Source organism: Bacillus sp. T3 (assembly GCF_033449965.1).
GTDB lineage: Bacteria > Bacillota > Bacilli > Bacillales > Cytobacillaceae > Bacillus_BU.
In genome coordinates, this window is the sequence record NZ_CP137761.1 from 3,070,213 (window position 1) to 3,095,543 (window position 25,331).

General features: G+C 37.3%; 24 protein-coding genes, 1 pseudogene and 1 riboswitch. Of the genes and pseudogenes, 6 read left to right on the plus strand and 19 right to left on the minus strand.

Annotation, left to right across the window (positions count from 1 at the left end; translation table 11 throughout):
• Positions 1 to 3: 3 nt before the first annotated feature.
• From ureC to RGF10_RS15780, 3 genes and pseudogenes are all read right to left on the minus strand, one after another.
• Positions 4 to 1,717, minus strand: a pseudogene (gene ureC / locus RGF10_RS15770) (urease subunit alpha).
• Positions 1,718 to 2,038 (minus strand): urease subunit beta, encoded by a 321-nt coding sequence (locus tag RGF10_RS15775; protein WP_318503599.1) that lies wholly within the window; start codon positions 2,036 to 2,038, stop codon positions 1,718 to 1,720.
• 15 nt (positions 2,039 to 2,053) lie between these two features.
• Entirely contained in the window at positions 2,054 to 2,356 is a 303-nt protein-coding gene (locus RGF10_RS15780) for an urease subunit gamma (RefSeq protein ID WP_318509500.1), read from the minus strand.
• A gap of 271 nt (positions 2,357 to 2,627) precedes the next feature.
• Between RGF10_RS15780 and RGF10_RS15785 the strand changes: the two genes are divergently transcribed.
• The 4 genes from RGF10_RS15785 to RGF10_RS15800 all read left to right on the plus strand — a co-directional run bounded on the left by RGF10_RS15785 (position 2,628) and on the right by RGF10_RS15800 (position 8,440).
• The gene (locus RGF10_RS15785) at positions 2,628 to 4,322 is read left to right on the plus strand and encodes a glutamine--tRNA ligase/YqeY domain fusion protein (RefSeq protein WP_412176634.1); all 1,695 of its coding nucleotides are present in this window, start codon (positions 2,628 to 2,630) and stop codon (positions 4,320 to 4,322) included.
• A gap of 236 nt (positions 4,323 to 4,558) precedes the next feature.
• Complete coding sequence (locus RGF10_RS15790) at positions 4,559 to 5,359, plus strand: formate/nitrite transporter family protein (protein ID WP_318503603.1); 801 nt, start codon at positions 4,559 to 4,561, stop codon at positions 5,357 to 5,359.
• A 560-nt stretch (positions 5,360 to 5,919) separates the two neighbouring features.
• Positions 5,920 to 6,912 (plus strand): NADPH:quinone oxidoreductase family protein, encoded by a 993-nt coding sequence (locus tag RGF10_RS15795; protein ID WP_318503605.1) that lies wholly within the window; start codon positions 5,920 to 5,922, stop codon positions 6,910 to 6,912.
• Positions 6,913 to 7,348: 436 nt separating this feature from the next.
• A complete protein-coding gene (locus tag RGF10_RS15800) occupies positions 7,349 to 8,440 on the plus strand; it encodes a Delta(10) desaturase DesB (protein ID WP_318503608.1) in 1,092 nt (363 codons plus the stop codon).
• A gap of 70 nt (positions 8,441 to 8,510) precedes the next feature.
• Here RGF10_RS15800 and RGF10_RS15805 read toward each other — a convergent pair whose 3' ends face one another.
• From RGF10_RS15805 to RGF10_RS15825, 5 genes are read right to left on the minus strand one after another with little or no spacing between them, the layout of a single operon-like run.
• Positions 8,511 to 9,293 (minus strand): TatD family hydrolase, encoded by a 783-nt coding sequence (locus tag RGF10_RS15805; RefSeq protein ID WP_318503610.1) that lies wholly within the window; start codon positions 9,291 to 9,293, stop codon positions 8,511 to 8,513.
• Between the two features lie 7 nt (positions 9,294 to 9,300).
• Positions 9,301 to 10,029 carry an ABC transporter ATP-binding protein gene (locus RGF10_RS15810; RefSeq protein WP_318503612.1) on the minus strand — a complete coding sequence of 243 codons (729 nt, stop codon included), beginning with the start codon at positions 10,027 to 10,029 and terminating at the stop codon, positions 9,301 to 9,303.
• Entirely contained in the window at positions 10,026 to 10,799 is a 774-nt protein-coding gene (locus RGF10_RS15815; RefSeq protein ID WP_318503614.1) for an ABC transporter permease, read from the minus strand. The genes RGF10_RS15810 and RGF10_RS15815 overlap by 4 nt, the downstream gene beginning before the upstream one ends.
• Positions 10,796 to 11,086, minus strand: coding sequence for a thiamine-binding protein (locus RGF10_RS15820; protein WP_318509503.1), 291 nt, complete (start codon positions 11,084 to 11,086; stop codon positions 10,796 to 10,798). The genes RGF10_RS15815 and RGF10_RS15820 overlap by 4 nt, the downstream gene beginning before the upstream one ends.
• Positions 11,087 to 11,097: 11 nt before the next feature.
• Positions 11,098 to 12,096 carry an ABC transporter substrate-binding protein gene (locus tag RGF10_RS15825; RefSeq protein WP_318503617.1) on the minus strand — a complete coding sequence of 333 codons (999 nt, stop codon included), beginning with the start codon at positions 12,094 to 12,096 and terminating at the stop codon, positions 11,098 to 11,100.
• Positions 12,097 to 12,205: 109 nt separating this feature from the next.
• Positions 12,206 to 12,314, minus strand: a riboswitch (TPP riboswitch).
• A 213-nt stretch (positions 12,315 to 12,527) separates the two neighbouring features.
• Between RGF10_RS15825 and RGF10_RS15830 the strand changes: the two genes are divergently transcribed.
• Positions 12,528 to 13,073, plus strand: a complete 546-nt coding sequence (locus RGF10_RS15830) for a PAS domain-containing protein (RefSeq protein ID WP_318503619.1) — start codon at positions 12,528 to 12,530, stop codon at positions 13,071 to 13,073.
• A 29-nt stretch (positions 13,074 to 13,102) separates the two neighbouring features.
• Positions 13,103 to 13,960 carry a sensor domain-containing diguanylate cyclase gene (locus tag RGF10_RS15835; protein WP_318503621.1) on the plus strand — a complete coding sequence of 286 codons (858 nt, stop codon included), beginning with the start codon at positions 13,103 to 13,105 and terminating at the stop codon, positions 13,958 to 13,960.
• A 76-nt stretch (positions 13,961 to 14,036) separates the two neighbouring features.
• Here the strand turns inward: RGF10_RS15835 and RGF10_RS15840 are convergent, their stop codons facing one another.
• The 11 genes from RGF10_RS15840 to RGF10_RS15885 form a co-directional block, all read right to left on the minus strand.
• The gene (locus RGF10_RS15840; protein ID WP_318503623.1) at positions 14,037 to 14,270 is read right to left on the minus strand and encodes a hypothetical protein; all 234 of its coding nucleotides are present in this window, start codon (positions 14,268 to 14,270) and stop codon (positions 14,037 to 14,039) included.
• 105 nt (positions 14,271 to 14,375) lie between these two features.
• A complete protein-coding gene (locus RGF10_RS15845) occupies positions 14,376 to 16,313 on the minus strand; it encodes a lipoteichoic acid synthase (protein WP_318503625.1) in 1,938 nt (645 codons plus the stop codon).
• Positions 16,314 to 16,613: 300 nt separating this feature from the next.
• Positions 16,614 to 16,916, minus strand: coding sequence for a hypothetical protein (locus RGF10_RS15850; protein ID WP_318503627.1), 303 nt, complete (start codon positions 16,914 to 16,916; stop codon positions 16,614 to 16,616).
• A 159-nt stretch (positions 16,917 to 17,075) separates the two neighbouring features.
• Entirely contained in the window at positions 17,076 to 17,699 is a 624-nt protein-coding gene (locus RGF10_RS15855; protein ID WP_318503628.1) for a CAP domain-containing protein, read from the minus strand.
• 443 nt (positions 17,700 to 18,142) lie between these two features.
• On the minus strand, positions 18,143 to 20,935 hold the full coding sequence (locus tag RGF10_RS15860; RefSeq protein WP_318503630.1) for a glycoside hydrolase 5 family protein: 2,793 nt from the start codon (positions 20,933 to 20,935) through the stop codon (positions 18,143 to 18,145).
• Entirely contained in the window at positions 20,932 to 21,396 is a 465-nt protein-coding gene (locus tag RGF10_RS15865; protein ID WP_318503632.1) for a hypothetical protein, read from the minus strand. Before RGF10_RS15865 ends, RGF10_RS15860 begins: the two co-directional genes overlap by 4 nt.
• A complete protein-coding gene (locus RGF10_RS15870) occupies positions 21,393 to 22,805 on the minus strand; it encodes a glycosyltransferase family 2 protein (RefSeq protein WP_318503634.1) in 1,413 nt (470 codons plus the stop codon). The genes RGF10_RS15865 and RGF10_RS15870 overlap by 4 nt, the downstream gene beginning before the upstream one ends.
• A gap of 3 nt (positions 22,806 to 22,808) precedes the next feature.
• Positions 22,809 to 23,849: a HEAT repeat domain-containing protein gene (locus RGF10_RS15875; protein WP_318503636.1), complete on the minus strand. Its 1,041-nt coding sequence runs from the start codon at positions 23,847 to 23,849 to the stop codon at positions 22,809 to 22,811.
• 1 nt (position 23,850) lies between these two features.
• On the minus strand, positions 23,851 to 24,786 hold the full coding sequence (locus tag RGF10_RS15880) for a GGDEF domain-containing response regulator (RefSeq protein WP_318503638.1): 936 nt from the start codon (positions 24,784 to 24,786) through the stop codon (positions 23,851 to 23,853).
• Complete coding sequence (locus tag RGF10_RS23935) at positions 24,725 to 25,051, minus strand: response regulator (RefSeq protein WP_412176742.1); 327 nt, start codon at positions 25,049 to 25,051, stop codon at positions 24,725 to 24,727. Before RGF10_RS23935 ends, RGF10_RS15880 begins: the two co-directional genes overlap by 62 nt.
• Positions 24,984 to 25,199: a hypothetical protein gene (locus RGF10_RS15885; protein ID WP_318503639.1), complete on the minus strand. Its 216-nt coding sequence runs from the start codon at positions 25,197 to 25,199 to the stop codon at positions 24,984 to 24,986. Before RGF10_RS15885 ends, RGF10_RS23935 begins: the two co-directional genes overlap by 68 nt.
• Positions 25,200 to 25,331 lie beyond the last annotated feature (132 nt).

The window sequence follows — 25,331 nt, forward strand, 5'->3', positions numbered from 1 at the left end:
ACCTCAAAATAAGAAATAGCGTTGAGCCATCGGAACAGTTTTTGCTGGCTCACATGTGATTAACTTGCCATCCACCTTTACCTCATACGTTTGCGGATCAACGTCAATCTTTGGCGTCTCTCCGTTATAAACCATATCTTTTTTCGTGATACTTCTTGTACCTGAAATTGGCTTAACCATTTTTTTCAAAGCTAATTTGTTTTGAATTCCCTGATTATAAGCACTACTTGACACAAACGTTATAGAAGTCTTATATTTTGCAGCTCCAAATGAAGCAAACATTGGGCGATACATCGATGGTTGCGGCGTCGGTATGCTGGCGTTTGGATCACCCATTACACTATAAGCAATCATTCCCCCTTTTAAAATCAGCTCAGGCTTAACTCCAAAAAAGGCCGGATTCCAGAGGACCAAATCAGCCAATTTGCCAACTTCAATTGAACCAACATAGTCAGAGATCCCATGGACGATGGCTGGATTAATCGTGTATTTGGCTAAATAGCGCTTTATTCGATAATTATCACCTATGGAATCACCATCCTGTGCTAATTTTCCACGCTGCTTTTTCATTTTATCGGCAGTCTGCCATGTCCGTGTAATAACTTCGCCGACACGTCCCATCGCCTGTGAATCAGATGAAATCATACTAAACACACCTAAATCGTGCAGAATGTCTTCAGCAGCTATCGTTTCTTTTCGAATTCGCGAATCCGCAAACGCAATATCCTCTGGAACACTAGGGTCTAAATGATGGCAAACCATTAACATATCTAAATGCTCTTCCAATGTATTGACTGTAAAGGGACGGGTCGGGTTCGTTGAGGATGGCAATATATTCGCATAGCTTGCTGCCTTAATAATATCTGGAGCATGACCACCGCCGGCTCCTTCCGTGTGATATGTATGAATGACACGACCATTGATTGCCGCTAGTGTATCTTCAACAAACCCACCCTCATTTAGGGTATCGGTATGGATTGCAACTTGCACATCGTATCGGTCTGCAACCTTTAAGCTGGTATCAATAGCAGATGCAGTTGTTCCCCAATCCTCATGCAGCTTTAAACCGATCACCCCCGCTTCAATTTGTTCGATTAATACGCCTTCATCGGAGGCATTACCTTTCCCTAAAAATCCGATGTTCATCGCAAACTCTTCAGCAGCTTCAAGCATCCGATGAATATTCCAAACACCAGGTGTACAAGTCGTTGCGTTTGTTCCAGTCGCTGGGCCTGTGCCTCCACCGATCATCGTTGTTATTCCTGATGACAAAGCTGTTTCAATTTGTTGCGGACAAATAAAATGAATATGGGCATCAATTCCTCCTGCAGTTACAATCATTCCTTCAGCTGCCAAGACCTCGGTACCTGCTCCAATTACAATATTCACCCCGTCCATTAACAGCGGATTTCCGGCTTTTGCCGATAGCGGCAATCAAGCCATCCTTGATTCCGATATCTGCTTTATATATCCCGGTATAGTCCAAAATGATTGCATTGGTTATTACTAGGTCGACGGTTTCGTTTCCGCTTGCAATTGGATGTTGCCCCATCCCATCCCGAATCACCTTGCCACCGCCAAATTTTACTTCGTCACCATAAATCGTATAATCCTGTTCAATTTCTAAAAATAGTTCGGTGTCAGCAAGCCGTACCGCATCACCCGTGGTCGGACCAAACATGTCAGCATATTGCTGCCGAGACATTTTAAAGCTCATTCATTTCCCCTCCCGTACCGTTGAACCGTTTGTTTTGTTATTTAAACCATAAACCGTCCGTTCTCCAGAAAAAGTAACGAGCTGCACTTCCTTTTCATCACCGGGTTCAAACCGAACCGCAGTACCTGCCGGAATATTTAAGTGCATCCCAAAGGCTTGGTCGCGCTGAAAGACTAAAGCTTGGTTGACTTCGAAAAAGTGAAAATGCGAACCGATTTGGATCGGTCGATCGCCTCGATTCATTACTTTAAGTGAGACAGCTATCTTATTAGCGTTACAAATAATGGGTTCTTTTTTCAATAAGTACTCTCCAGGTATCATCAGCCTTCCTCCTTATTATCGAATTGGGTCATGAACGGTCACTAATTTCGTCCCATCTGGAAACGTTGCTTCCACCTGAATATCTGGGATCATTTCAGGGACCCCCTCCATCACATCCTCGATTCCAAGAATGGTTGCTCCGTATTGCATGAGCTGAGCCACTGTTTGCCCGTCCCTTGCCCCTTCTAAAATCTCATATGTAATAATTGCGACCGCTTCCGGGTAATTAAGCTTAAGCCCCCTTTGCTGCCTGCGCCGGGCTAAATCTGCCGCGACAACAATCATCAGCTTCTCCATCTCCCTTGAGGTTAATTTCATCATTTTTCCCCTAATCTATTAATAATAGAGTTCTCTCGGTTAAAAACATCACACATAATGTAATAAAACCTAACATCAGTTACCTCTTATTATAAAGAATATTCAGATTTAATCAATATCATTAATTCGAAAATAAGACATGTTACAATTAAAAATATGGCCCCATGGACAATTTATGTTTCATCCACGTCAGAAGCCTTGTATTTATCAGTTATTACGATTAATATTAGACAGTGGAAAATTAGTAAAAATACATATAAAATAAGTAAAAATGTACATAAAAGAAAGGTTGATAAGGTTGGACTCAAACACCTCAAACTTTATTAAAAGTATTATTAAAGAAGATTTAGAATCAGGGAAACGGGATCATGTCATTACTCGATTTCCTCCAGAGCCAAATGGATACCTACATATCGGACATGCAAAATCAATCGTGATAAACTTCGGGCTTGCAGATGAATTCAAGGGAAAAACAAATCTACGCTTCGATGACACCAATCCATTAAAAGAAGATCAAGAATACGTTGACTCCATTAAGGAAGATGTTAAATGGCTCGGGTATGAGTGGGACAATCTATACTTCGCTTCCGATTTCTTCGAGGAAATGTATAACTGTGCTGTTCTTTTAATAAAAAAAGGGAAAGCATATGTTGATGATTTATCTGCAGAGGAAATCCGTCAATATCGTGGCACGTTGACAGAGCCTGGTAAAGAAAGTCCATATCGAAATCGTTCGGTAGAAGAAAATCTTGATTTATTTGAGCGAATGAAAAACGGTGAATTTGATAACGGTTCAAAGGTTCTTCGCGCAAAAATCGATATGACTTCGCCTAATTTAAATCTGCGCGATCCTGTATTATATCGTGTTTCACACGCAACCCATCATAATACTGGGGATACATGGTGCATTTACCCAATGTATGATTTTGCTCACCCACTTGAGGATGCCTTTGAGGGTGTAACCCATTCCCTCTGTACAACAGAGTTCGAAGATCATCGTCCACTATATAATTGGGTCATTGCAGAATGTGAAACAAAAAACAAACCAGAGCAAACAGAATTTGGTCGACTCAATGTAACAAATACTGTCATGAGTAAGCGAAAACTGAAATTACTCGTAGATGAAGGCTATGTTGATGGCTGGGATGATCCACGTATGCCGACGATTTCTGGATTAAGAAGAAAAGGATACACACCAGAAGCGATTACAGCTTTTGTACGCGAAACTGGAGTATCAAAAAGCTTTGGTACAGTCGATGCTGCCATGCTAGAGCATTTCGTACGGGAAGATTTAAAGTTAAAAGCTCCGCGAACAATGGGAATATTACGCCCGTTGAAGGTAGTTATTACAAATTACCCGGAAGATCAAGTTGAATGGTTAGATGCTGAAATCAATCCTGAGGTTCCAGAAATGGGGATGCGAAAAATTCCATTCTCTCGTGAAATCTATATTGAACAAGATGATTTTATGGAAGAACCACCTAAAAAATATTTCCGTCTCTTCCCTGGAAACGAAGTTCGCTTAAAGCACGCCTACTTCATCAAATGTGAGGAAGTTATAAAAGATGAAGCTGGAAATGTCATTGAACTTCGTTGCACATATGATCCAGAAACAAAGAGTGGTACTGGCTTTACAGGTCGCAAAGTAAAAGGTACCCTGCACTGGGTTGATGCCAAGCATGCCATCCCGGCTGAATTCCGACTTTATGAACCACTGATTTTGGATGCAGAAATCAACAATGAAGAAAATGAAGATAATGAAGAAAAGACATTCTTAGATTATGTGAACGAGAATTCTTTACAAATCATCAACGGCTTCATTGAGCCAAACATGAAGGACGTTAAGCCACAAGATAAGTTTCAATTTTTCCGCCATGGTTATTTTAATGTTGACAGCAAACATTCAACAGAAGAAAAACCAGTGTTTAACTTAATCGTGTCTTTGAAAAGCTCATTTAAACTATAATAGTTGATTTAAAGAACTCGGTTGATACCGAGTTCTTTTTTATTAGGCTTTTTAAATTTATCAGTTGATTTCCGCTTTAGGTGCTCCAATCAACAAACCGCTTAAAAACCAATAACCATCTTAAGCTCAACTTTTTATTTATAAAATCTTTCTTCCATCCCATTAAATGAATACTGAACCAATAATAAGTAAAAATTAATTGCTGAACAGAAAATAAGATGATGGGTGGAAGATATATGGAAATTAAGCCGCTCCTTGAAATTGAGCATTTAGCGCTCAAAAAACAAAAGATCTTTCGACAGAGTAAAATTCGATTTATTTCTCGCTCCATGTTGGCTAGTATGTTCATTGGCTTTGGTGTCATTGTTGCCTTCAAAACAGGAAACTTCTTCTACCTGGAACACTCTCCTCTAACCTATCCACTGGCAGCAATAACCTTTGGAGCAGCTATTATTCTTATTAGTTATGGTGGAGGTGACTTATTTACCGGTAATACTTTTTATTTCACGTATGCTGCACTACGGAAAAAGATTGGTTGGGATGAGGTTGTAAAAATATGGGTGACAAGTTATTTCGGCAATATTTTAGGAGCTGCACTTTTTGCTTTCGCCATTTATACTACTGGGCTCTTCAATGATGCAGATGTTAACGGATTTTTACTAAGTGTAGTTGAAAAAAAAATGCATGCACCTACAACACAATTGTTTTTTCGGGCGATTCTATGTAATTGGTTAGTTTGTCTGGCTTTTTTCATCCCTATGGCGTTAAAAGGTGATGGAGCAAAAATGTTTGCGATGGTCCTGTTCGTGTTTTGTTTCTTTATTTCTGGCTATGAGCACAGTATTGCCAATATGTGTACCTTTGCTATTGCCTTAGTCCTAAACCACCCTGGAACCATTTCAATGACTGGTACCATCCATAACCTCATCCTGGTAACAATCGGCAATTTAATTGGGGGTGGATTTTTTATGGGATGGATGTACCATTATGTGAACAAGCCCTTTTTCGAAGAGTACTCTGAGCAAAAATCAGAATAATATAATATGCAGTTTGAAAATATAAGTGGCAGCAGTGTAACATGGCTATACTATTGACCACTTTGATTCAGGTTGAAACTCGTTTTGGTCAATAGACACCTTCTATTGACCATTTTGATTCAGGTTAAGACATCGTTTTGGTCAATAAACCACTTCTATTAACCATTTTGATTCAGGTTGAGACATTGGTTTGGTCAATAGACTACATCTATTGACCACTTTGAATCTAGTTGAAACTCGTTTTGGTCAATAGACCACTTTTATTGACCACTTTGAATCAAGTTGAAACTCGTTTTGGTCAATAGACCACTTCTATTGACCACTTTGAATCAAGTTGAGACATTGGTTTGGTCAATTAGTCCCTTTTATTGACCATTTTGAATCAGGATCATAAACGTTGTGGTCAATAGGCTAAAATAAATCCGCACCACTTATAGTTCTAAATATTTTCATATTAATAAGGTTGATATCCTTTCCAAACTCGTCCACTTTTTGCTATGATTTATCTTAGGTTTGCGAAACATTAAAGAGCTTCTTAAGGTTGAGAGGAGTTATAAAAGATGGAAAAATTATTTAAAGCGTTTGTAGTAGATAAAGCAAATGATGTTTTTTCAGCAGATACAAGAACGATTTCGTTAGATGACCTCCCTAACGGTGATGTTGTTGTCAAGGTTCTATATTCAAGTGTAAATTACAAGGATGGTCTAGCTAGTATACCGAATGGGAAAATTGTTCGCTCCTATCCTTTTATTTCTGGAATTGACTTAGCTGGTGTCGTAGTCAGCTCTAGTGATTCGCGCTTCAAAGAAGGCGATGAAATTATCGCTACTAGCTATGAAATTGGTGTATCTCACTTTGGTGGTTTTAGCGAATATGCAAGGATACCAGCTGACTGGATTGTACCTTTGCCAAAAGGACTAACCTTAAAGGAAGCCATGATTTATGGTACAGCCGGGTTCACGGCAGCACTTTCTGTATACCAGCTTGAAAAGAGCGGATTAACACCCCAACAAGGAAAGGTTCTTGTCACAGGGGCGACAGGAGGAGTTGGAAGCATCGCTACAGCCATTCTTGCTAAACGCGGCTACCATGTCGTAGCTAGCACTGGAAAAGCATCTGAACATCATTATTTAAAAGAACTTGGCGCGAAGGAAATTGTCACAAGAGATGAAATTATTGGTGAGAAAATAAAGCCGATGGATCAACAACTCTGGTCTGGAGCAGTAGACCCCGTTGGCGGAAAAACATTAGCGGCTATTCTTAGCAAGATCAATTACGGCGGATCCGTCGCAGTAAGCGGCTTAACTGGTGGTACAGATATCCCAACTACAGTTTTTCCATTTATTCTTCGCGGCGTCAACTTGTTAGGGATTGATTCTGTTTATTGTCCTATGGAAACGAGGATTAAGATATGGGAACGAATGGCGACTGATATGAAGCCTGATGTTCTTGAAAGAATCAAGCATGAGGTGACATTTGCCGAATTGCCACAAACACTTTCTTCTATTTTAAAAGGAGAAACTCGAGGTCGAACGGTCTTAGTACTGGGTTAAATCATTATTGTAAAGCTGATTCATTTGCTTAAAACGCATTTGAATCAGCTTTTTCTATTATGACCGTTAAACGAACACTAAGTATTAAAAACATTATCTAAGAATAATGAAAACAGATAAAATTATACATAAAAATTATACAAAAAGCTCAAATTTCATAGGAAATGAAATGGTAGGAATTTATAGATTTGGGTAAGATATGACAGAAAACAAGTGCAGATAAAAATCGTACCACACCTTAAAACTAACTATTATGAGCTGGTATTAAAAAAAGGTTTGATGTTGTCGTTGGATGTGTTACTATTAAAGAGTTGTTCGGGTTACTTGTATTTACATCGTACATACATTGTAAACGTCTGCTGTATACATCACAGCACAGTTTTAGCCTATTTGCATCAATATGAATATTTTTTTTCAATATCGAAAGGAGTTACACATGAAAGAATTTCAATCGTTTGGATGGTATGCAGCAAAAATTTCACCACATTTACCTGAAGAAGCTTTTAAGCCAGTACCTTCTAGGTTATTAGGGGGCGTCGCTTATTTAATCATAATCATTAGTTCTATTGTTTCAATCAGTCTATTTGAGTTGAATATATGGTTCAATTTATTGCTTTCAATCGTTATTGGACTAAGTTTTGCAGGGATCGGTTTCTTAGGTCACGAGGTTTTACATGGTACAGTTGTCAGACATGCGAAGCTTCGTAATTTTATCGGCGCGATCTGCTTTTTCCCATTTACAACTGGTCCATTATTATGGCGTAAATGGCATAACAGCACCCACCATGTTCATACACAACATACTGAAAAGGATCCAGATACATGGGCTACCGCTGAGGTTATATTAAAGAACCCAGTTTTACGATCTTTATTCAGAATTCCTAAAGTATTCCGTTCGATTCTCTATGTGCTTTTCCTATTTATTAATTTTAATACACATTCAACTAGAATGTTTATTCGTTTTATTAAAGACTTTAACCCAGCTAAGCAGCCATCTGTGTGGATACAATTTTTATTACCGTGGGTATCATGGATTGGTTTAATCTTTTTAATTGGACCTGTGAAGTGGATTTTTGCGTATTTAATACCAGCAATGATTGCGAATTTCATTGTCAGCAGCTATATCGCAACAAACCATAACTTGAATCCACAAACCGAAACAAATGACCCTCTAGCAAACAGTCTAACTGTTACGGTGCCAAAATGGGTGGATGTACTACACTATCAGTTTTCACTTCATACAGAACACCATATGTTCCCTAGTATGAACCCTAAATATTACCCCTTAGTAAGAGATCAGATTAAGAAAATGTGGCCCGAGCGCTATCATGAAATGTCCTATTTAAAGGCGATGATCACACTGGTCAAGACACCAAGAATCTATCTTGAAGAGAAAAATCTTATTGATTTGCAGCAGGGTAAATTATTCGGATCATTAGGAAATGGTTTAGACCCCGATCAACTTGACTACAAAAAAATTGAAACCTCAGAGTTTCGAGCTGAAAAAGTCATTCCAAAACAATCATAAAAAAACACATCCCAGTAAGTAAGCCGAAAACTGGGATGTGTTTTTTTGTAAATAAAATCGGACAATAAACTTAAATTCCATAAAATTTATGTGTATTATCGTATATTTGCTTTGTAGCTTCTTTAAGTGAAATCTTTTTTCGTTCTGATACTTTTTTTAGACCATCTATAATCATTATGGGATGAGTGCGTCTCCTGGAATAAGGACCTTCAAACGGCCACGGACCATCCGTTTCTAGCATAATCTGATTCAATGGAAATGCATCAAGCAATTTCACACTTTCCTCTTCGTTCATTACCAATTCAGGCGTAATCGAAACAAAGTACCCATTTTCTATCATTCTATCGATGGTTCTTTTATCACCTTTAAACCAGTGAAAATGCGCTTTGGTAACGGAATACTTTTCAAGTATGTCGCAAACAATTGGAGCATCAGAATAAACTGCATGTAATGCGAGCGGCTTATCCAAAATTTTCGCCTGTTTCACAAACATCTCTAATAATTCGATGTACCGTTCATATTCTTTCGGTGAAATTTTATTCTCTGCACGCATAAAAAATGGTAGCCCGACTTCTCCAATTGCAACCATTTTATCTTTGTTCACTTCCATCCAGAATAGGAGTTCAGAAAGCGCATGATCTGTTGGTAGAGGCTGCTCAGGATGAAAACCGAAAGCTGGCTTAACGAAATGATAGAGCTGTGACAATTTTAGATTTCTTTTACAGGATGGTAAATCCATTGAAACTGAGATGACTCCTTCTATCTGTTTCACGTTTGACATAGCAGCAATTTCAGCATCTTCATATTGATCTAAGTGAATATGTGCATCGAGTATTTTTTCCAATCTACCCACTTCCCTTTTACGTTAGAGTATAATAAATCTCGCGCTTACATTTTAGGAAGTCTTCTTGTAACAGCAGCTCTTGCTTTCTAGGTCGTTTGAAAGGTACTTTGAATTCTGCTGCAACATTAGCAGGTCTATTTGATAAAACGTATATTCGATCAGACAAAAATAACGCTTCTTCAATCGAATGGGTCACAAATAACACTGTCCGTTTATTCTCTTCCCAAATGGACATGAGCCATTTTTGCATCTCTAACCGCGTTAGTTCATCTAACGCAGAAAAGGGCTCATCTAAAAGAATAAGTGACTGCGGACTCAATAATGCACGAATAAATGCCACACGCTGTTTCATCCCACCAGAGAGCTCATGAGGTCGAGCGTATACATAGTCCTTTAGGCCAGCTTTATTTAACATTTCAACCGCTTGATTACGATCCTTTTTTCCTTGTAGCTCACTCCCTAATAGAACGTTGTCTAAGACTGTACGCCATGGCAAAAGGGCAGGTGTCTGCGGCATATAGCTGATTGAACCGCGCTTCCCATTAATATTTTTGCCATCAAGGATGATTTCCCCCATTTCAGGGATTAATATTCCACCAATCAAATTAAAAATGGTACTCTTACCACTTCCAGAGGGACCTAGAATCGAGACGAATTCTTCTTGAGCGATAGAAAAAGTTAGGTCGGATAATACCTTGTTTTGTTCAAAGCTTTTCGTAATGTGACTGACTGATAAATGGCTCAATCCACTTCACCACCTTTGCCCTGCCAACGAATAATATATTTTTCCAAGGCAATAATCCCAGCAAAAAACAACAAACTAAGGAGCATAATCGAGAATATTGCAACAAATACCTTGTCCGTTCGAAATGAAGACGAAGCCAGCGTCATATACACACCAATTCCTTTTTCAGCTCCGAGCCATTCAGAAATAACCGCTCCCATTACACTATAGGTAGCGGATATTTTTAATCCAGAAAAAATGGAAGGAAGAGCATAGGGCCATTCCAGCTTCCAAAATAATTGATATTTAGATGCCCCTGCCATTAACATATAGTGACGATGTGACAGTGGAACATGTTTAAAGCCATCAAGCGCTGCCACAGTAATCGGGAAAAAGCAGATTAACGTAATGACAATTAACTTCGGCATCAACCCGAAACCAAACCAAATAACTAATAGTGGCGCTAGGACAATAATCGGAACATTTTGCGATAAAATAAGGAGTGGATACACCGCGTCCCGAATCCACGGAACTAATTGAAGAAGAATGGCCACGATTAATCCAATTGCAGCACTAACAGCAAATCCTTCGACCGCAATCGTTACGGTTGAAAGTAAATCTGGAAAATAATTATTCCAACCATGGTAGGCTTCGACAAAAATAGTTGACGGTGCTGGCAGAAGCCATTCTTCAACGTCCAATTGTTTAACTAAAGCTTCCCATAAAAAGAACAAAAGAAGGAGAACCACAACGGGTCTCCATCCTTTCATTAATCTATTGTTTCGTTTCATCGATATTTCTCCGTCAAGGTGTCCATCGTAATTCCTTCCGGTTGATAAAGTACCTTTATTTGAGAGATCACATTTCTACTTCCGATTTCAATCATGCGCTGATTCATTTTTTCAATAATGGTAAACAACAGTGAGAGTTCACCTTCCATCGTTGTTTCTAAAGGATGAACTTCATATTTTACACCTGATTCGTGAATAATCGAGATTGCTTCATCTACATAAGGAATGACATCTTCCCCATTCGCCGTCTTTGGTATAATTTGTATACTCACGAGAGCATTAGCCATCATTATTCCTCCTATTCAGGTAAAAACTCATTCGTAAATGCTTTATCAGCATCTAATTCCTTGTCTAAAAGACCATTTTCAAACATCCATGATGCATAATTTTCCCAAACTTCTAGCTTTTGTTCACCCCAACGTGCTGCATCGTCTTTGTATTTAGGTGCGAGCCACTCTTGGCTTTTTTTCACAAGGTCAGCATCTAAATCTGGAGCTGCTTTAATAAGAATATCCGCAGCGTCACTTGGGTTATTAATTGAATATTCATATCCCTTTGCTGCTGCCTTTAAAAAGGCTTTAACTACTTCTGGATTTTCGCTAATCATTTTTTCATTTGTCGTCAACACTGGTGTATAATAATCTAACTTATCGGAGTAATCCGTTAAGTACATCATGTTGATTTTTTCACCACGTAACTCTGCTTCAACGCCCGTCCAACCATAATAAATCCAAGCAAAATCAATATCCTTCTTAACCGCTGTAAAGAAATCGGCATCACCAATATTGACAATTTTCACCTTATTAACATCTGCATTTTCCTTTTTCATAAGTGAATCAATCACGGATTTTTCAACAGGTGATCCCCAGCCGCCATATGATTTTCCTTCAAAATCCTTCGGAGATACAATATTTTTCTCAGATAAAGAAGCAAAGCCGGACGTATTGTGCTGAATAACGGCTGCGATTGATACAAGTGGAACCCCTTGAATTCGAGCCTGTGTTACGCCTTCTTGGTAGCCAACCCCAAATTGTGATTTACCAGACGCGACTAACTGATCCGCACCTGCTTCACCAGGCATAATAATATCAACATCAAGTCCCTCTTCTTTAAAGTAACCCTTTTCCTTTGCCACATACAATCCAGTGTGGTTTGTATTTGGAGTCCAATCCAGCACCACACTAATTTTTTTAAGCTCTTTTCCACTTTCTTTATCAGCTTTCGCATCTTCCTTCTTTTCCGCACTACAACCTGTTATTAACAAAGCTGCAAGCAAGAGACCTAGCCACTTCTTCATGTTTATCCTCCTTTTATTTGTATCTACCTGTATGTATCAACCTAAAGAACAGTGATTCAAAACAAAAAAGCACCTAGGAATATCTCCTGGGCGCATACTAACAAAAATTATTTTGTAATGATATGTTCCCTCCGCTGGCGTTAACCAGATCAGGTTCAAAGGGTCATTATCTGCGGATAATATCTCAACTGGCCTAACCAGTTCCCCTACATGTAGATTATTCAGTTTCGAAATCATTCATATTATAGCAAACGAATCTAGGTTTGTCAGCAAAGAAACCCCGAAGATTGTCGAATTATTCACTTATTTTCATTCCCTTCTGAAGTTCCAAACGTTCAAATATTATTCAATAAAAGTAAAAATAATTTACTTTTATCATAATTACATTCATGTAAACTGAATATTAGAATACCATACTTGGGAGAAAAACAATGAAGCACAACGATGCAACCGATAAAAATGTAAACGAAGTAACTAGAACAAAACTTCCTGAAATAGACCTACAGGTACACTCTTCTCATGGAATTATTGATGAACAATGGGATCAACGGAAAGAATTAAATCCACAACAAATATTAATTAATGAAAAAACAGTTTATGCGGTCGATCAAGCAATGAACGTTGTTATAACGGACATCAATGGAAATGTATTGTATGGAAATCGGAATATTTTTGATTTAACTCTTTATAAACCTGAAGAAATAATTGGTGGTCATTCAAGAGTATTTAATGCACAATTCCACTCAAATGATTTTTTCAAAAACATGTGGGATACCATTCTGTCAGGTAATATTTGGCGAGGAGATCTCAAAAACAAAAGAAAAGACGGAAAAATTATTTGGGTCCGATTAATTATTACTCCGTTATTAGACCAATCAGGGAAACCCTATCAATTTGTAGCATTAAAAGAGGATATAACAGAAAAAAAGAAATCGAATTTCAGCTTGCTCAAAAGGATAAGCAGCTTAGTGCAATAACCTATAACAGTTACGATATCGTTGGTATTATGAATCAATTCGGAGAGATCACCTATTTAAATCCGGCTTTCGAACGAGTACTCGACTTTCCCTCCTTTGATGCGATTGGAGCCAATTTAGAGTCATTCTTTGACAACGAAGATCACCTTTATTGGTGTAATATGATTGAGGAGATCATTAAAAATCCTATCGAATCAATCCGTAATCAAGTTAAATTGAGACACAGGGATGGAAGTACGCGCTGGTGTGATGTTGTCTTCACAAATTATTTAGCGGACCCACATATTAATGGTATAGTATTCAACATTCGCGATTTTACAAAACAAAAAGAGGCAACAGATATAGTAAACCAACTCGCAAATTTTGACTTTTTGACAGGTCTACCAAACCGGCGGCATTTTGAAAACTATTTACGAGATTCTTTAAAAAGTGCTAAAAAGGATAATAGCCGTCTAGCCCTCTTGTTCGTAGATTTAGATGGATTCAAACATATAAATGATACACTTGGACACGAAATTGGTGATCTCCTTTTAAAGGGAGTTGGAGAACGGATTACAAGTTTTTTTGAAGAAACTGCTTTTGTCTCTAGACTTGGTGGGGATGAGTTTGCCGTTGTTATACCAAATGTTAATGAATATGTTTATCTGCAACTGCTTGCTGAAAACCTAGTTAAAGCTTTCAACCTTCCGTTTATAGTTGCAGAGTATAAATTAAACGTGTCCGCGAGTATTGGTATTAGCATTTATCCTATTGCTGGTGAGGATATGGGGACTCTATTAAAAAAAGCAGATGTTGCTATGTATCGAGCAAAGCATAATGGAAAAAATCATTATCAGCTCTATATTCCTTCGATGGAGCAGAATACCGTTAATACGTTAATAGAATAGTTCTCTTATATAAAAGCCAAAAGGAGCTAAATCCCCCTGGATTAACTGAGGTAGATTTTGCTCCTTTTTCATTCGATTATACATTTTTTAGAATAAGCAAAAGCCGGTTGGTTCGTGCTTCTCGTTCTTCCTCAGAAACTAAATCATATTTTTTCAACAGATGAAACACATCATTTAATATCTCTTGCGAGTGTTCTTCACGAAAAAAATCTGCAAACAACTCACATACTTCGCTAGATAGAAAGTTCCTTTGAGACTCAAACTTTTTTCTGACATCTTCTAGTGAATGATCTAAATTACATAGACTCACGGCTAGCCCTCCTTCACGGTTATTCATTAGTATACAAGAAATTGGGGCAAAGAAAAAGAAGACTAATGTCCTTTTTGAACATTAGTCCTCCCTTTCGTTTCCGTCTTATTTACTATCTTTTCCTTTTACATACTGATAATCTTTTGGATCTATTGGTGTAAATCCTTCAGGAGTATAGAATCTTAATAAATCCTTCGTAACGATTTCGTCAGATATTTTAAGTCTTGTACTAACCTGATCAGATAACTCCTTATCTAATTCAGTATCAATTAGTTCACCTGTTGCATTGTTATATATTTTGCCACCAACACTCGTAAGTTCTGGAGATACAAAGTCTCCATTACGGAATGGTACGGTTTGGTTGTGATCTGGTGATAAAAGATCTGTACCCATTTGCAAATAGTCCTTCGTATCGATTCCCAAAAGGTGTAATACAGTTGGCATAACGTCCACCTGTCCACCGTATGAATTGATGATTCCACCTTTAACACCTGGTGCCACGATAAACACTGGAACACGCTGCAATTGAGCAGTTTCAAATGGAGTGATTTCTTTACCGAGTACTTTTGACATCGCTTCATTATGGTTTTCTGATATACCATAGTGATCACCATAAAGGACAATAATCGTATTCTCGTATAAACCAGCAGCTTTTAAATCATTAAAGAATTTTTGTAACGCTTGGTCCATATAATGAGCAGATTGGAAATAACTATTTACAACATCATTGTTACCAAAATCACCTTTTGGAAAATCTGTATCACCCTCATCCATTCCAAATGGGAAATGGTTTGATAGCGTAATAAATTTAGAGTAAAAAGGTTGTTTTAAACTTGTTAATAAAGGAATTGATTCTTCAAAGAATGGGACATCCTTCATTCCATAATACTTGGTGTTTTCCTCACTCATATCATAATATTCGGCATCGAAAAATTTATCATAACCAAAGGCTTTATAAATTTCGCTTCGATTCCAGAATGTTTTATAGTTTCCGTGAAATGCTGCTGATGTATAACCTTGGGTTTTTAAAATCCCTGGCATAGCCTGGTAAGTATTCTGCGCTTTATTCACAAAGACAGATCCCTGTGACATTGGGAAAAGTGAGTTTTCCATCATAAATTCAGCATCAGATGTTTTTCCTTGTCCAGTCTGGTGGAATAGGTTATTAAAATAAAATGCCTCACCACTATGTGCTAAAGAGTTTAAGAATGGTGTTACTTCAAGGTCATTAATTTTATAATCAATGATAAAGGACTGAAGTGATTCCATCGAAACATAGATTACGTTCTTCCCTTTAGCCTGACCAAAGTATGCTGGGTTTGGAGCAGCGTAGTTTGCTTTTATATAGTTTTCGACGTCAACAATATCACTGCTATCCGCCATCGCTCGTTGACTTGATGAGCGGGCATTTTGAACAATATCATAGATTGTAAAATTATAAGCACCTAAATATTTAACTAAGTAGTTTCGGTCAAAAGAACGAGTCAACAGTTCAGGACGATCCTTTTCTGCTAAGCCGAGATTAAACAAGAAAACAATAACGGCAGCGGCAAGTACAAAGGCAGCAGGACGTCGATTGTTCCCGTGTAAAGGTTTAACTACTTTAAATACTAAAAACAAGATTAATAGAATAGTATCGGTAAAATAAAATACATCCCAAGGAGACATTAGTGACAAAACACTATCTCCAAGTTGACCGGCATTCGTTTTTGTCTGCAAAAGAACTGGGACTGTAATAAAATCACTAAAAAAGCGATAATATACAACATTTGCATACAAAAGGAAGGACAGAATAAAATTCACAATAATAAGAGTTACGTTTTGTCCACGTTTACGGAACAATAACGCAATTCCTAAAAATAGCAAGGTAGAGCTTAAAGGATTAATAAACAATAAGAATTTTTGTATCCTATTATCGATTCCTAAATCAAATTCTATTAGGTAGGCTGCATACGTTTTGATCCAAAACAGAATAACTGCTAAGAAGAATAAAGAAAGCGATCCACTTAGTAGTTTTTTTGGAGCTGTTAAAAACTTTTTCATTGATTACACCTCGATTATTACTAGTAAGCTGAATGAATGTATAATACGATATCACATTATTTAGGAGTTGGAAACTTAACAGGTGAATTATTCATTAATGTGCCGTATTTTGTTTACCTATTATTAGACGATTCTAAACCAAGAAAAGTTTCACTTATTTTATCCAGAATAAATTCCAAAAAAAAAGTGGAGTAGTCTCCTAAATGATTTTAACACGATTAATTCAAACTTCAAGTATATTTCCGACGAGCTTAAAAAAATGTGCTATTTGGACTACCCCCTCTTATTCCCTCTTGTTTGTCACTTCCAATCCTGAATGACAACCACTCCATCTGTTACATCAATCGTATTGATTTCACCATCGTAATAAAGCTTCCCGTCCCTTTCAACAAGCAAGTTTTCATAGGTTTGGAGTTCTTCACTGGTTGGTAGTTGAATAATTACCTTCCGGCCTAAATCCACTTCTGGTGCCTCAATCTTAATTTGGCTTTTTAAATAAAAATGGATGGCAACAATCAGTCCAGCCGTTAGGAATATCAGTATCAGTATTTTGGTTTTAAAAAATCGATAAGTTTGATCATATACGCTTTTATTCACGTGCATCCGCCTCTTCTCCCTAACTTTGTCCTCTATCTGATCCGCTCAATCAAGTTCATCCCACTTAATTTATGCACGTATTTTAAAAAAATTGACTTTAAAGTTAAGGAGCGTTGAAAAAATGAAAAAAGGTCTGAGCCTCCTTAGGAGAATCAGACCTTTTTGTTAACGAGATTGAATAAACATTTGAACCCAAGCGCCGTGATAGAAGCCAACACCTATAGTATTGTAGCTTGAGTTTAAGATATTTGCGCGATGACCTGAAGAATTCATCCATGAATTCATTACTTGTTCCGGTGTGGTTTGACCCTTTGCGATATTTTCACCCGCACTTGAGTAAGAAATACCGAATGTCTTCATCATATCAAAGGGTGAACCATAGTTTGGACTGGTATGGGAAAAATAATTTGAGTTAATCATATCTTCTGCTTTTTTCTGAGCAACATTTTTTAGGTCTGCGCGATGAACAAGCGGCTTTAAACCATGCTTAGCACGTTCAGCATTCACTAACTGTGCCACTTGGTTTTGGAATGTACTTGGGCTTTCTGCAGACGGTTTCAAGCGAATGATTTCACCAATATGCATATTATATGGCTGGACATTTGGATTAAGTGCCATTAATTGCTTATAATCTAGTCCATATCGCTGTGCAATAAACCAAAAAGAATCACCTGCTGAAACCTTGTAAAATTCAAAAGGCGGTTCTTTGAACATTGTTATTTCAGCCTTTGAGAAAACAGGCATAGACATAAACAAGACAAACGCAGAAAGCAAAATCTTCTTCAGCATTTTTACACCCTCCAGGATAAATTGGTTACCCTATCATTATCCTCAGTAACCCATCGCTTTAATCTGGAGGTTATTTCCAGAAAAAGGGATGGTCTAATTGACCATTCCCTCAGCTGTCGAGAAACTCACGACAGTCTATTACTTTTTTAGTTCACCGCGGTAGTATGGTGGTAGGCGGACATAGGATACGCTATTTGTCATAAAAGCGTTCATTTTTCTTTCTATCGGACATAGAAGCCTTTATTTAGCGATTTGGCACCCTATTTTCGTTATTTTTTGCAAAATAACGCATCTAATGTCCGGAACAATACCATATAAGAAGATATTTAGGAAAATAACGCACTCATTGTCCGCGCGATTTGAATTTCCCACCGTTGGAGTAGAAGGTGCAAATACCCTTCCTCGACAATTCGGGAATGATCTGATTGATCATTCCCCATTAATTACTTTCCACTGTTAGCATATGTTTCCTTCATGATGAAATAAGATTCCTTTAATCTTTCTTGGTAGCTTGGTTGCTCCCATTCCTTCCATTGAAACAAATACGCATCCTTTTGATCTAAATTGCTTTCACTTAACGTAGGAAAGGTTTGGATGGAACCATCCTTTTTATTGGTTACAATCCCAATTCTGATTCCTTCCGTTTTTTCTACCCCTTCTATACCCTTTTCCCAAATATTACTCATTATTAAACGCTGACTGGGATCTTTCACATTGAGTAGCTGCCATGGAATCCGCATTTCAAGCATTTTCTGATCTTTGCTTATACTGACATCTGTTAGTGATTGATATTGTTCTGAATCAGGATTACCATTTCCATACAGAAGCTTTCCTGTTTCAACATCCTGAAACTTAATATTGATCCCCTTATCCGGTATTTCAAGCTTTTTATTTAACGCTAATCGGATTGGATTAAACATACCGTTATTCTTTTCATTTGTTCCTGCTATTTCTGGAATCATATGAAGCTGATGACCGTATTGGTAATAAAATGGATCGTAGTAGCTATCGACTAATATTTTTGATTCCTTTTCTCCATACAGATTAATAAGAAAGTCGACACCAATATTTGTGTTAATTTTTTTCGAATCATTCAACGGGATATTCATTTGCCCTTGATTCGTAATGGTATCAAACAGTAAGTGTGTCGATTGCACATCCCAATCAATCTTTTCATTATAATCAAGTCGGACGTATACATTTGTTTCGTCAGCGTGAATGTAAGCTTTTTGAAGCAATCCAGTTCTATTTTCATCACTATAGATTGGCTTGATGTTATTTCGAGTCCAGTCACCATCATTTCCATCCACATACATCGTCTTTCCTTGCTTACCCGTATCAAAACCAAGTAGTCCAAAATGCTGTTCATTCGTTTGCACATTTGACCAATATGGGCGACGATTTGGATCATCGTAGTCCATTGTATTCCAAGTTCGCTTAAACCACTCATCCTGCCAAGAGAATACAACTCCACCTGCATAGCCTTCTGCAACAATTGATTTGAACAGTCTTTGGTTAATTTGACCTTGTTCCTTTTCTGACAAAGCTCCTTGATTCATTCCATAAACATTCTTATGTGTAAGACCACGGGAAGAAGGAACCCCAAATTCTGCTACTACGACAGGAAGCTTGTGCGCTTTAATAAGCTGATGTAAATAACCGGCATAGTTATTTTTCTTGCCCTCACTGTCACGGTAGTTCGTATACGTCTCATCAAGATTTAAACTGTCAGGATAATACGGATAAATATGATAAGAGGCAAAAAAACCTGCCTTAAACCTTTCCGTTTTAACAATATGATTTGGGTCAACGGACACGAGATCTTCACTCTCTAAAGGCTCTTTTGGATGTTCCAGTAAGTCAGTGGTTACCCAGTTTGAGAAGCTAACCGAGTGTTGCCAATGATATTGATTAGATTCATACTGTGTTGTAAAATCAAGCATCCGTGCTAGCCAGCCTTCAAAGGGTGTTGCGTCCTTCGTATTAAAGTATACTCCTGTATATATAGCTTGATCAGGATTCTGTTGATTTGTATGCAAGACGGCTTCCGGGTCCCACTCGATCCCAATCAGAAGCCCTAAGACATACTTCGAAATATCCCAGGTGTAGCTACCAGAGGCATGCCCAGCTTTATCTGGTATTTGTGCATTTCCATGTATGGCATCTATAACCTTTTTAATTTCCTTTTGAAAATCTTCAGTTGTATCGTTGGAAAATGCATTTTGACTTGAAACCAACTTTTCCTCATTAACCCATGCGCCATGAATTAAATAAAGTGGCTTTTTTGCGGATTGGTTATACTCGTAAAACGCTTCATAAAAAGCTGGTGGATGAAGCGTGTAAACACGAACTGTATTGGCATTCATGTCTCCGATTGCTTGAAACCATCGTAAGTATTCTGCCTTTGTTATAGCCGCTTCACCAGGAAAATATCCAGGTTTTGCAATTCCCATGTTTACTCCCTTTACTAGCATATCCTCCCATTTTCCATTTTTTAGAACCTGGATTGTTGATTCTGTCGTAACACTGTTGGTCTTTATTCCATCCTTTTCAAGCACTTCTATTAATTCTTTGTCTTCACCCTTCTTATAAAGTCCCTCAGCCAATATTTTTTTCATCATGGGAACATATGTGTTCCAGTAAAAGGTTGGTTTAAGGGTAAAGTTCTTTTTCCAGAACGTAAGTAATTCCGATTGATAAATGGCAGGTATCTCAGGCTCATCGGAAAAATCACCTGCAAAATAATAAGTGGAGTATTTTCTATTTTGATGATGAATGATGGCAGCAAAGCTTTCCGGTATCCCATATTGTGCTACTTTTTCTTTTCCAGTTTTAGTAACAGGAAGTTTATAATTCGCATAAACCTCGTCACGATTTCTGGCCTCAACTATATCGAACCAATACTCATAATGTTGCGACTCATCTAGATCAAATTTTTCCTTTCCTTGTTTACTTAAAGTAAACAATGGAGCTCGTTCATTTTCCTTTAGCTCACTACCTGACAACACGAACACAAAGTCATTTTTATCAACAAATACAATCCCATCACCCTTTAAATTCCATGTACCGTGAAATTTCTCATAGTTTTCGATTACCCATGAAGGGACCTCATCACTATTTAAATCCGGGAAGTAACGTCCAATCCATCCGCTCCAAGAAAGATTTAAAATATTAGATATTCTTTCCTTTGCTTCTTCTTCAGTAGGGCTTGCAAAGGTATTAAACTCCGCAATCAACGTCTTCCCCAGGTCAGAAGTGTCTTATCTAGCTTTTCGACTTCATCGTTTGTGAGGCCACCGTATACCTGCTCAGAACGCTCTCCACTTTGATTTGAATTCTCAAATTCCTCTTTATACACACCATACAGATCTGTTAAATAAATAAGGTCGTATTGATTCATGTTTTCCGGGAGGTTTTCTATTTTAAAGGTTTTATTTCTTTCTGGTTTAAATCCAACATAATCCTGTTGAACTGAATAAGCTTGTTTATTCTTTTTTACATATTTTTCATTATTTAACAGCCAAACAAAGCCCTCGTGTTCTCGAAAATCCGTACTAGGTACTGTTTTATCAATGATTAATACATTCAATAGTTTAGAATCCTTAAAGGTCCATAACCAAAAAGGACTAGTTAAGATTAAAATGAACAGAAATAAATAAAGAATTAAGAGCTTTTGCCCCTTAAATTTAATTTTCATCGGGATACACCTTTTCGCTTCATTTCTCCCCAACTCTTGTCACCGATCATTTGCTGCCAAATTCCTTCAATTCGCCATAATACAGTTAAAGGACGATACCAAAGTGATTCGGTTATCGAATAAAGGAATAACATCATAATTTGTGAAACCTTTGGATATTTTCGCAGACTCCATTCTTCAAGCAGGACTGCCGTCATGGAAAATAACGACCCATACAAGCAGGATAATAAAAAGACGATAATGGCAAACTCGATATACACTCCACCAACAAAAATACTGATCACGATAAAAAGATAACCTGAGAGTTCGACAACTGGTCCAAAAAACTCGATAATCCAAAAATATGGGAATGAAACGAGACCGATTAATCCATATTTAGGATTAAAGGTTAGTTTGCGATGTGTCCAAAGGCTTTCAAATAAACCTCGATGCCATCTACGCCTTTGTCTGCGCAAATATCTCCAACTTTCTGGAACCTCTGTCCAACAAACTGGATCAGGAATATAAACCACTTTTTTCTTTAAACCTTTTTCTTTAATGAGGCGATGAACACGAACGATAAGCTCCATATCTTCTCCGACCGTATTGGGGTTATATCCACCCGCCTCGATGATCAAGCTTTTCGAAAAAACTCCAAAGGCCCCAGAAATAATTAGCAGGAGGTTATGTTTACTGAGTCCAATTCGTCCCATTAAAAATGCCCTTAAGTATTCAATAATTTGCATCATCACTAATGGATTTTTTGATAATCCAACCTTAACTAGGTGGCCGCCACGAATATCACAACCGTTTGCGATGCGAACACTGCCTCCTGAAGCAACCACTTCTTCATTGGAGTCAATAATAGGTTTCATTACTTTTAAAAAGGCATCTCGTTCTAGAACAGAATCTCCATCTAAAGAACAAAAATAAGGATAATGGGCAAAATTCAACCCAACATTGAGAGCATCCGCTTTCCCACCATTTTCTTTATCGATTAGAAAAAGTTCAGGATAAATTTTAGACTGATATAATTTTCGAATGGGTGCCGTTTTTATTTGCTTGCGAATCGCTCTTTCAATCTCTACCATATCGTAATGCTCAATTACTTTTTCTAGCGTCTGGTCATTCGAACCGTCATTAATCACAACAACTTCAAAGCTTGGATAGTTGATTGCGAGTAATGATCGAATGCTTTGAACAACGCCCAGCTCTTCATTATAAGCAGGAACAAGAATCGAGATTGGTTTCATATTAATTTCATTCATCGTATCATGAAATAATTGCTCCCGATTGAGGCGGTACTCCTTCCGAAGCTGGAGGATGGACTGAAAGAAAATAAATGAATAAAAAAGGATGACCACCGCCATATAGATAGCAAAAAACCATGTAAAATAATAAGCTAGGCTGTGAAAAAAGAGAGTATCCATCTTCTATATTTCTCCTTTGTATATCCATTCTGATGCCATGTCCTTAGAAAACGGATCGACTGAGGTTTCACATATTTCTCGAAGAATTTCTTTTCCATTTGGAAACATCATAATTGACTGCCCAGCTTGATAACGAACATACCAAACTCGATCTGATAGTAGTTTTTTTAAAAGAGGAATATGTTCCTTTTCTCTCAAATTCCCAAGAATTCTTGCTGTAAGCATTCTTTCCTGCCAAACAGATGAATGTACTAAAGGAAGAAAAAGCTTCACATTTGAACAATAACCAATTGATGATATTGATTTTAAAGCACGAAGACGAAGCTCTCCTTCCCCTTTAGAAAAGGTCGTTTCTAAAAAATTAATATAGTTGGAATCCCGCTTTATACTAATGACTTCAAGAATGGCAAATTTCATTCCATTTGGACAATGATGAAATTGAAGAATAAAGGATTCAAACATGGAATCACTTAGGCGTGAAAGGATGGACCGAAAATCATATTCAGTCAGCCTATCCCATTTTGACTGAAGTAATGGAAAAATATCGGAGTACTCAAAACTTGCTAAAATTCGAAAGGCTAATATCAATTCTTCATTTGTCATCCTGTTTGACTGCAATGCTTTTATTACATCTTCAGTCAGACTTTTCACTCTTAAGTCTTCGATGTGGAACAAGGCATTCATTCGCTTACTCCATATCAGGCTGGTTAAACCTTTACGATAATAATTTTTTAAATGAAGTTCCGCTAATTTCTGTATATTTTGCCTTTCTCCTTCACCTTCAATGGTTTCGGAATACCGAAGAAGCAATTCCTCTAAAGCGATTTTTTTAAGTGTTGTATTTGGTTGAAGGCTACGAACAACATTTCCTTCTACTAAAAAATCGTATAATTTTGGATTCATCTCGTCTTTGATCACTTTAATTTTTCTACTTCGGTTATTTTCAATTGTTTTACGAATCATTAAGTAAAACAATAAAATAACCAAAATAACCGATATGACTACACTAGCAAACGATAAAATTATGATTTCGTCTTTAAACATCTTATAACATCCTTTGAAGCAATCGCTCAATCCTCGCTTTAACTTCAGTAATACTAAACGGTTTGGTCATATAATCATCTGCACCGAGCTTTAAGGCTCTTGCAATTTCTTTTTCATCCTTTTTTCCAGCGAGCATAAGAATTCTCATTGGTGATCGGAGCTTTAACTCTTTCAATTTATATAGAATTTCAATACCATTCATTTGTGGCATCACAGCTTCAAACACAATGAAATGATAACCATTTAAGCGAATCCAATCTGATTCAACAAACTTTACTCCATCTTCAAACAACTCAATTTGAATCTCATATTGTTCCAGATCTAACGATGCTAATACTTTCATTAACATTGTTCGAATAATACTGTCATGCTCAATAACGGAAATAAAAAGCTTCTTTTTCGTAATCAACGTTTTATCATTGAACATTTCGACTCTTGCTCTACCCTCACGCTTTGCTTTTTCTAAAGCTTGTTCCGCAAATGAAACCATCTCCTTCGAACTCAGGTCTGGATGCTGGACTTCAAAAATACCAGCGGAAAAAGTGATTGATAAGGTTTGATTATGGTATTCGTGGGTCTTTTGGGAATATTGTTTTAGTAATCGATTTAGAACTTCACTTGCTTTTTGTTCACTAGACCGCGGGAAAACTAGAAGAAACCGATCTTCACCAAGTCGATAGACGGTGTCTGTGCTTCTTATATTTTCTTGTAAGAATAAAGCAAGATCTGCTAGAATCCTATCTCCAATCAAAAAGTCAAAACGCTTATTTAACGTTGAAAAATGATCAATATCGATTACAGCAATCGTTAAGGAGTAATCAGAGCGTCTCCAATCATCTAATCTTTTTGGTAAATCAAACTCCATGAACCTTTTGTTAAAAACCTGAGTTAATTCGTCGATTAAAACAGATTGCTCGAATATCTGTTTTAATTCCAAATGTCTCGCAATTCCGGATACTGATTTCTTCAATATCTAATGGTTTTGTAAAATAATCATCTGCACCATTGCTGAGTGCCTTTAGTCTTGCTTCTCTACTGGGGTCTGAACTTAGAATAATTTTTGGTACGAACAGTTTTTTGTTATGCTTTTGTATTTCGTCTAGGAAATGATACCCTAGTTTATTTCCTAAGCTGTTATCTAGAATTAGACAGTCCAGGACGCATTTCAAAATAATGCGAAATGGCAGTTTGCGGATTTGCATCGGCAATCACCATCCACCCCTTGTCCTCCAAATTCCTTTTCAGTTCCATTAATTGAGTTAAATCATCATCAATGATCTGAATTAATGGAACGGTTTCATCCTTTTTTATAGTACTGAACGAAGATGCTTGCAATATTTCAAACGTCATGATGTGTCTCCTTCTAATAAGGGGATAAAAATATAGTAAGAAAATATATGGAAGTAGTTTGTTGCGGCAAAGTTAGAAGTAAAAATTATGAAATAATACGTTGTTGATCAGTTCTAAGATAACTGTATTATA

What these genes read in the sequence shown, in the direction of transcription:
- RGF10_RS15815 (WP_318503614.1), bottom strand. Translation starts at nt 10,799, where the DNA reads ATGAAACGAAACAATAGATTAATGAAAGGATGGAGACCCGTTGTGGTT.
- RGF10_RS15825 (WP_318503617.1), bottom strand. Translation starts at nt 12,096, where the DNA reads ATGAAGAAGTGGCTAGGTCTCTTGCTTGCAGCTTTGTTAATAACAGGT.
- RGF10_RS15850 (WP_318503627.1), bottom strand. Translation starts at nt 16,916, where the DNA reads ATGCACGTGAATAAAAGCGTATATGATCAAACTTATCGATTTTTTAAA.
- RGF10_RS15800 (WP_318503608.1), top strand. Translation starts at nt 7,349, where the DNA reads ATGAAAGAATTTCAATCGTTTGGATGGTATGCAGCAAAAATTTCACCA.
- RGF10_RS15885 (WP_318503639.1), bottom strand. Translation starts at nt 25,199, where the DNA reads ATGACGTTTGAAATATTGCAAGCATCTTCGTTCAGTACTATAAAAAAG.
- RGF10_RS15855 (WP_318503628.1), bottom strand. Translation starts at nt 17,699, where the DNA reads ATGCTGAAGAAGATTTTGCTTTCTGCGTTTGTCTTGTTTATGTCTATG.
- RGF10_RS15775 (WP_318503599.1), bottom strand. Translation starts at nt 2,038, where the DNA reads ATGATACCTGGAGAGTACTTATTGAAAAAAGAACCCATTATTTGTAAC.
- RGF10_RS15870 (WP_318503634.1), bottom strand. Translation starts at nt 22,805, where the DNA reads ATGGATACTCTCTTTTTTCACAGCCTAGCTTATTATTTTACATGGTTT.
- RGF10_RS15795 (WP_318503605.1), top strand. Translation starts at nt 5,920, where the DNA reads ATGGAAAAATTATTTAAAGCGTTTGTAGTAGATAAAGCAAATGATGTT.
- RGF10_RS15835 (WP_318503621.1), top strand. Translation starts at nt 13,103, where the DNA reads ATGAATCAATTCGGAGAGATCACCTATTTAAATCCGGCTTTCGAACGA.
- RGF10_RS15785 (WP_412176634.1), top strand. Translation starts at nt 2,628, where the DNA reads ATGTACATAAAAGAAAGGTTGATAAGGTTGGACTCAAACACCTCAAAC.
- RGF10_RS23935 (WP_412176742.1), bottom strand. Translation starts at nt 25,051, where the DNA reads ATGCAAATCCGCAAACTGCCATTTCGCATTATTTTGAAATGCGTCCTG.
- RGF10_RS15820 (WP_318509503.1), bottom strand. Translation starts at nt 11,086, where the DNA reads ATGGCTAATGCTCTCGTGAGTATACAAATTATACCAAAGACGGCGAAT.
- RGF10_RS15845 (WP_318503625.1), bottom strand. Translation starts at nt 16,313, where the DNA reads ATGAAAAAGTTTTTAACAGCTCCAAAAAAACTACTAAGTGGATCGCTT.
- RGF10_RS15790 (WP_318503603.1), top strand. Translation starts at nt 4,559, where the DNA reads ATGGAAATTAAGCCGCTCCTTGAAATTGAGCATTTAGCGCTCAAAAAA.
- RGF10_RS15875 (WP_318503636.1), bottom strand. Translation starts at nt 23,849, where the DNA reads ATGTTTAAAGACGAAATCATAATTTTATCGTTTGCTAGTGTAGTCATA.
- RGF10_RS15830 (WP_318503619.1), top strand. Translation starts at nt 12,528, where the DNA reads ATGAAGCACAACGATGCAACCGATAAAAATGTAAACGAAGTAACTAGA.
- RGF10_RS15780 (WP_318509500.1), bottom strand. Translation starts at nt 2,356, where the DNA reads ATGAAATTAACCTCAAGGGAGATGGAGAAGCTGATGATTGTTGTCGCG.
- RGF10_RS15865 (WP_318503632.1), bottom strand. Translation starts at nt 21,396, where the DNA reads ATGAAAATTAAATTTAAGGGGCAAAAGCTCTTAATTCTTTATTTATTT.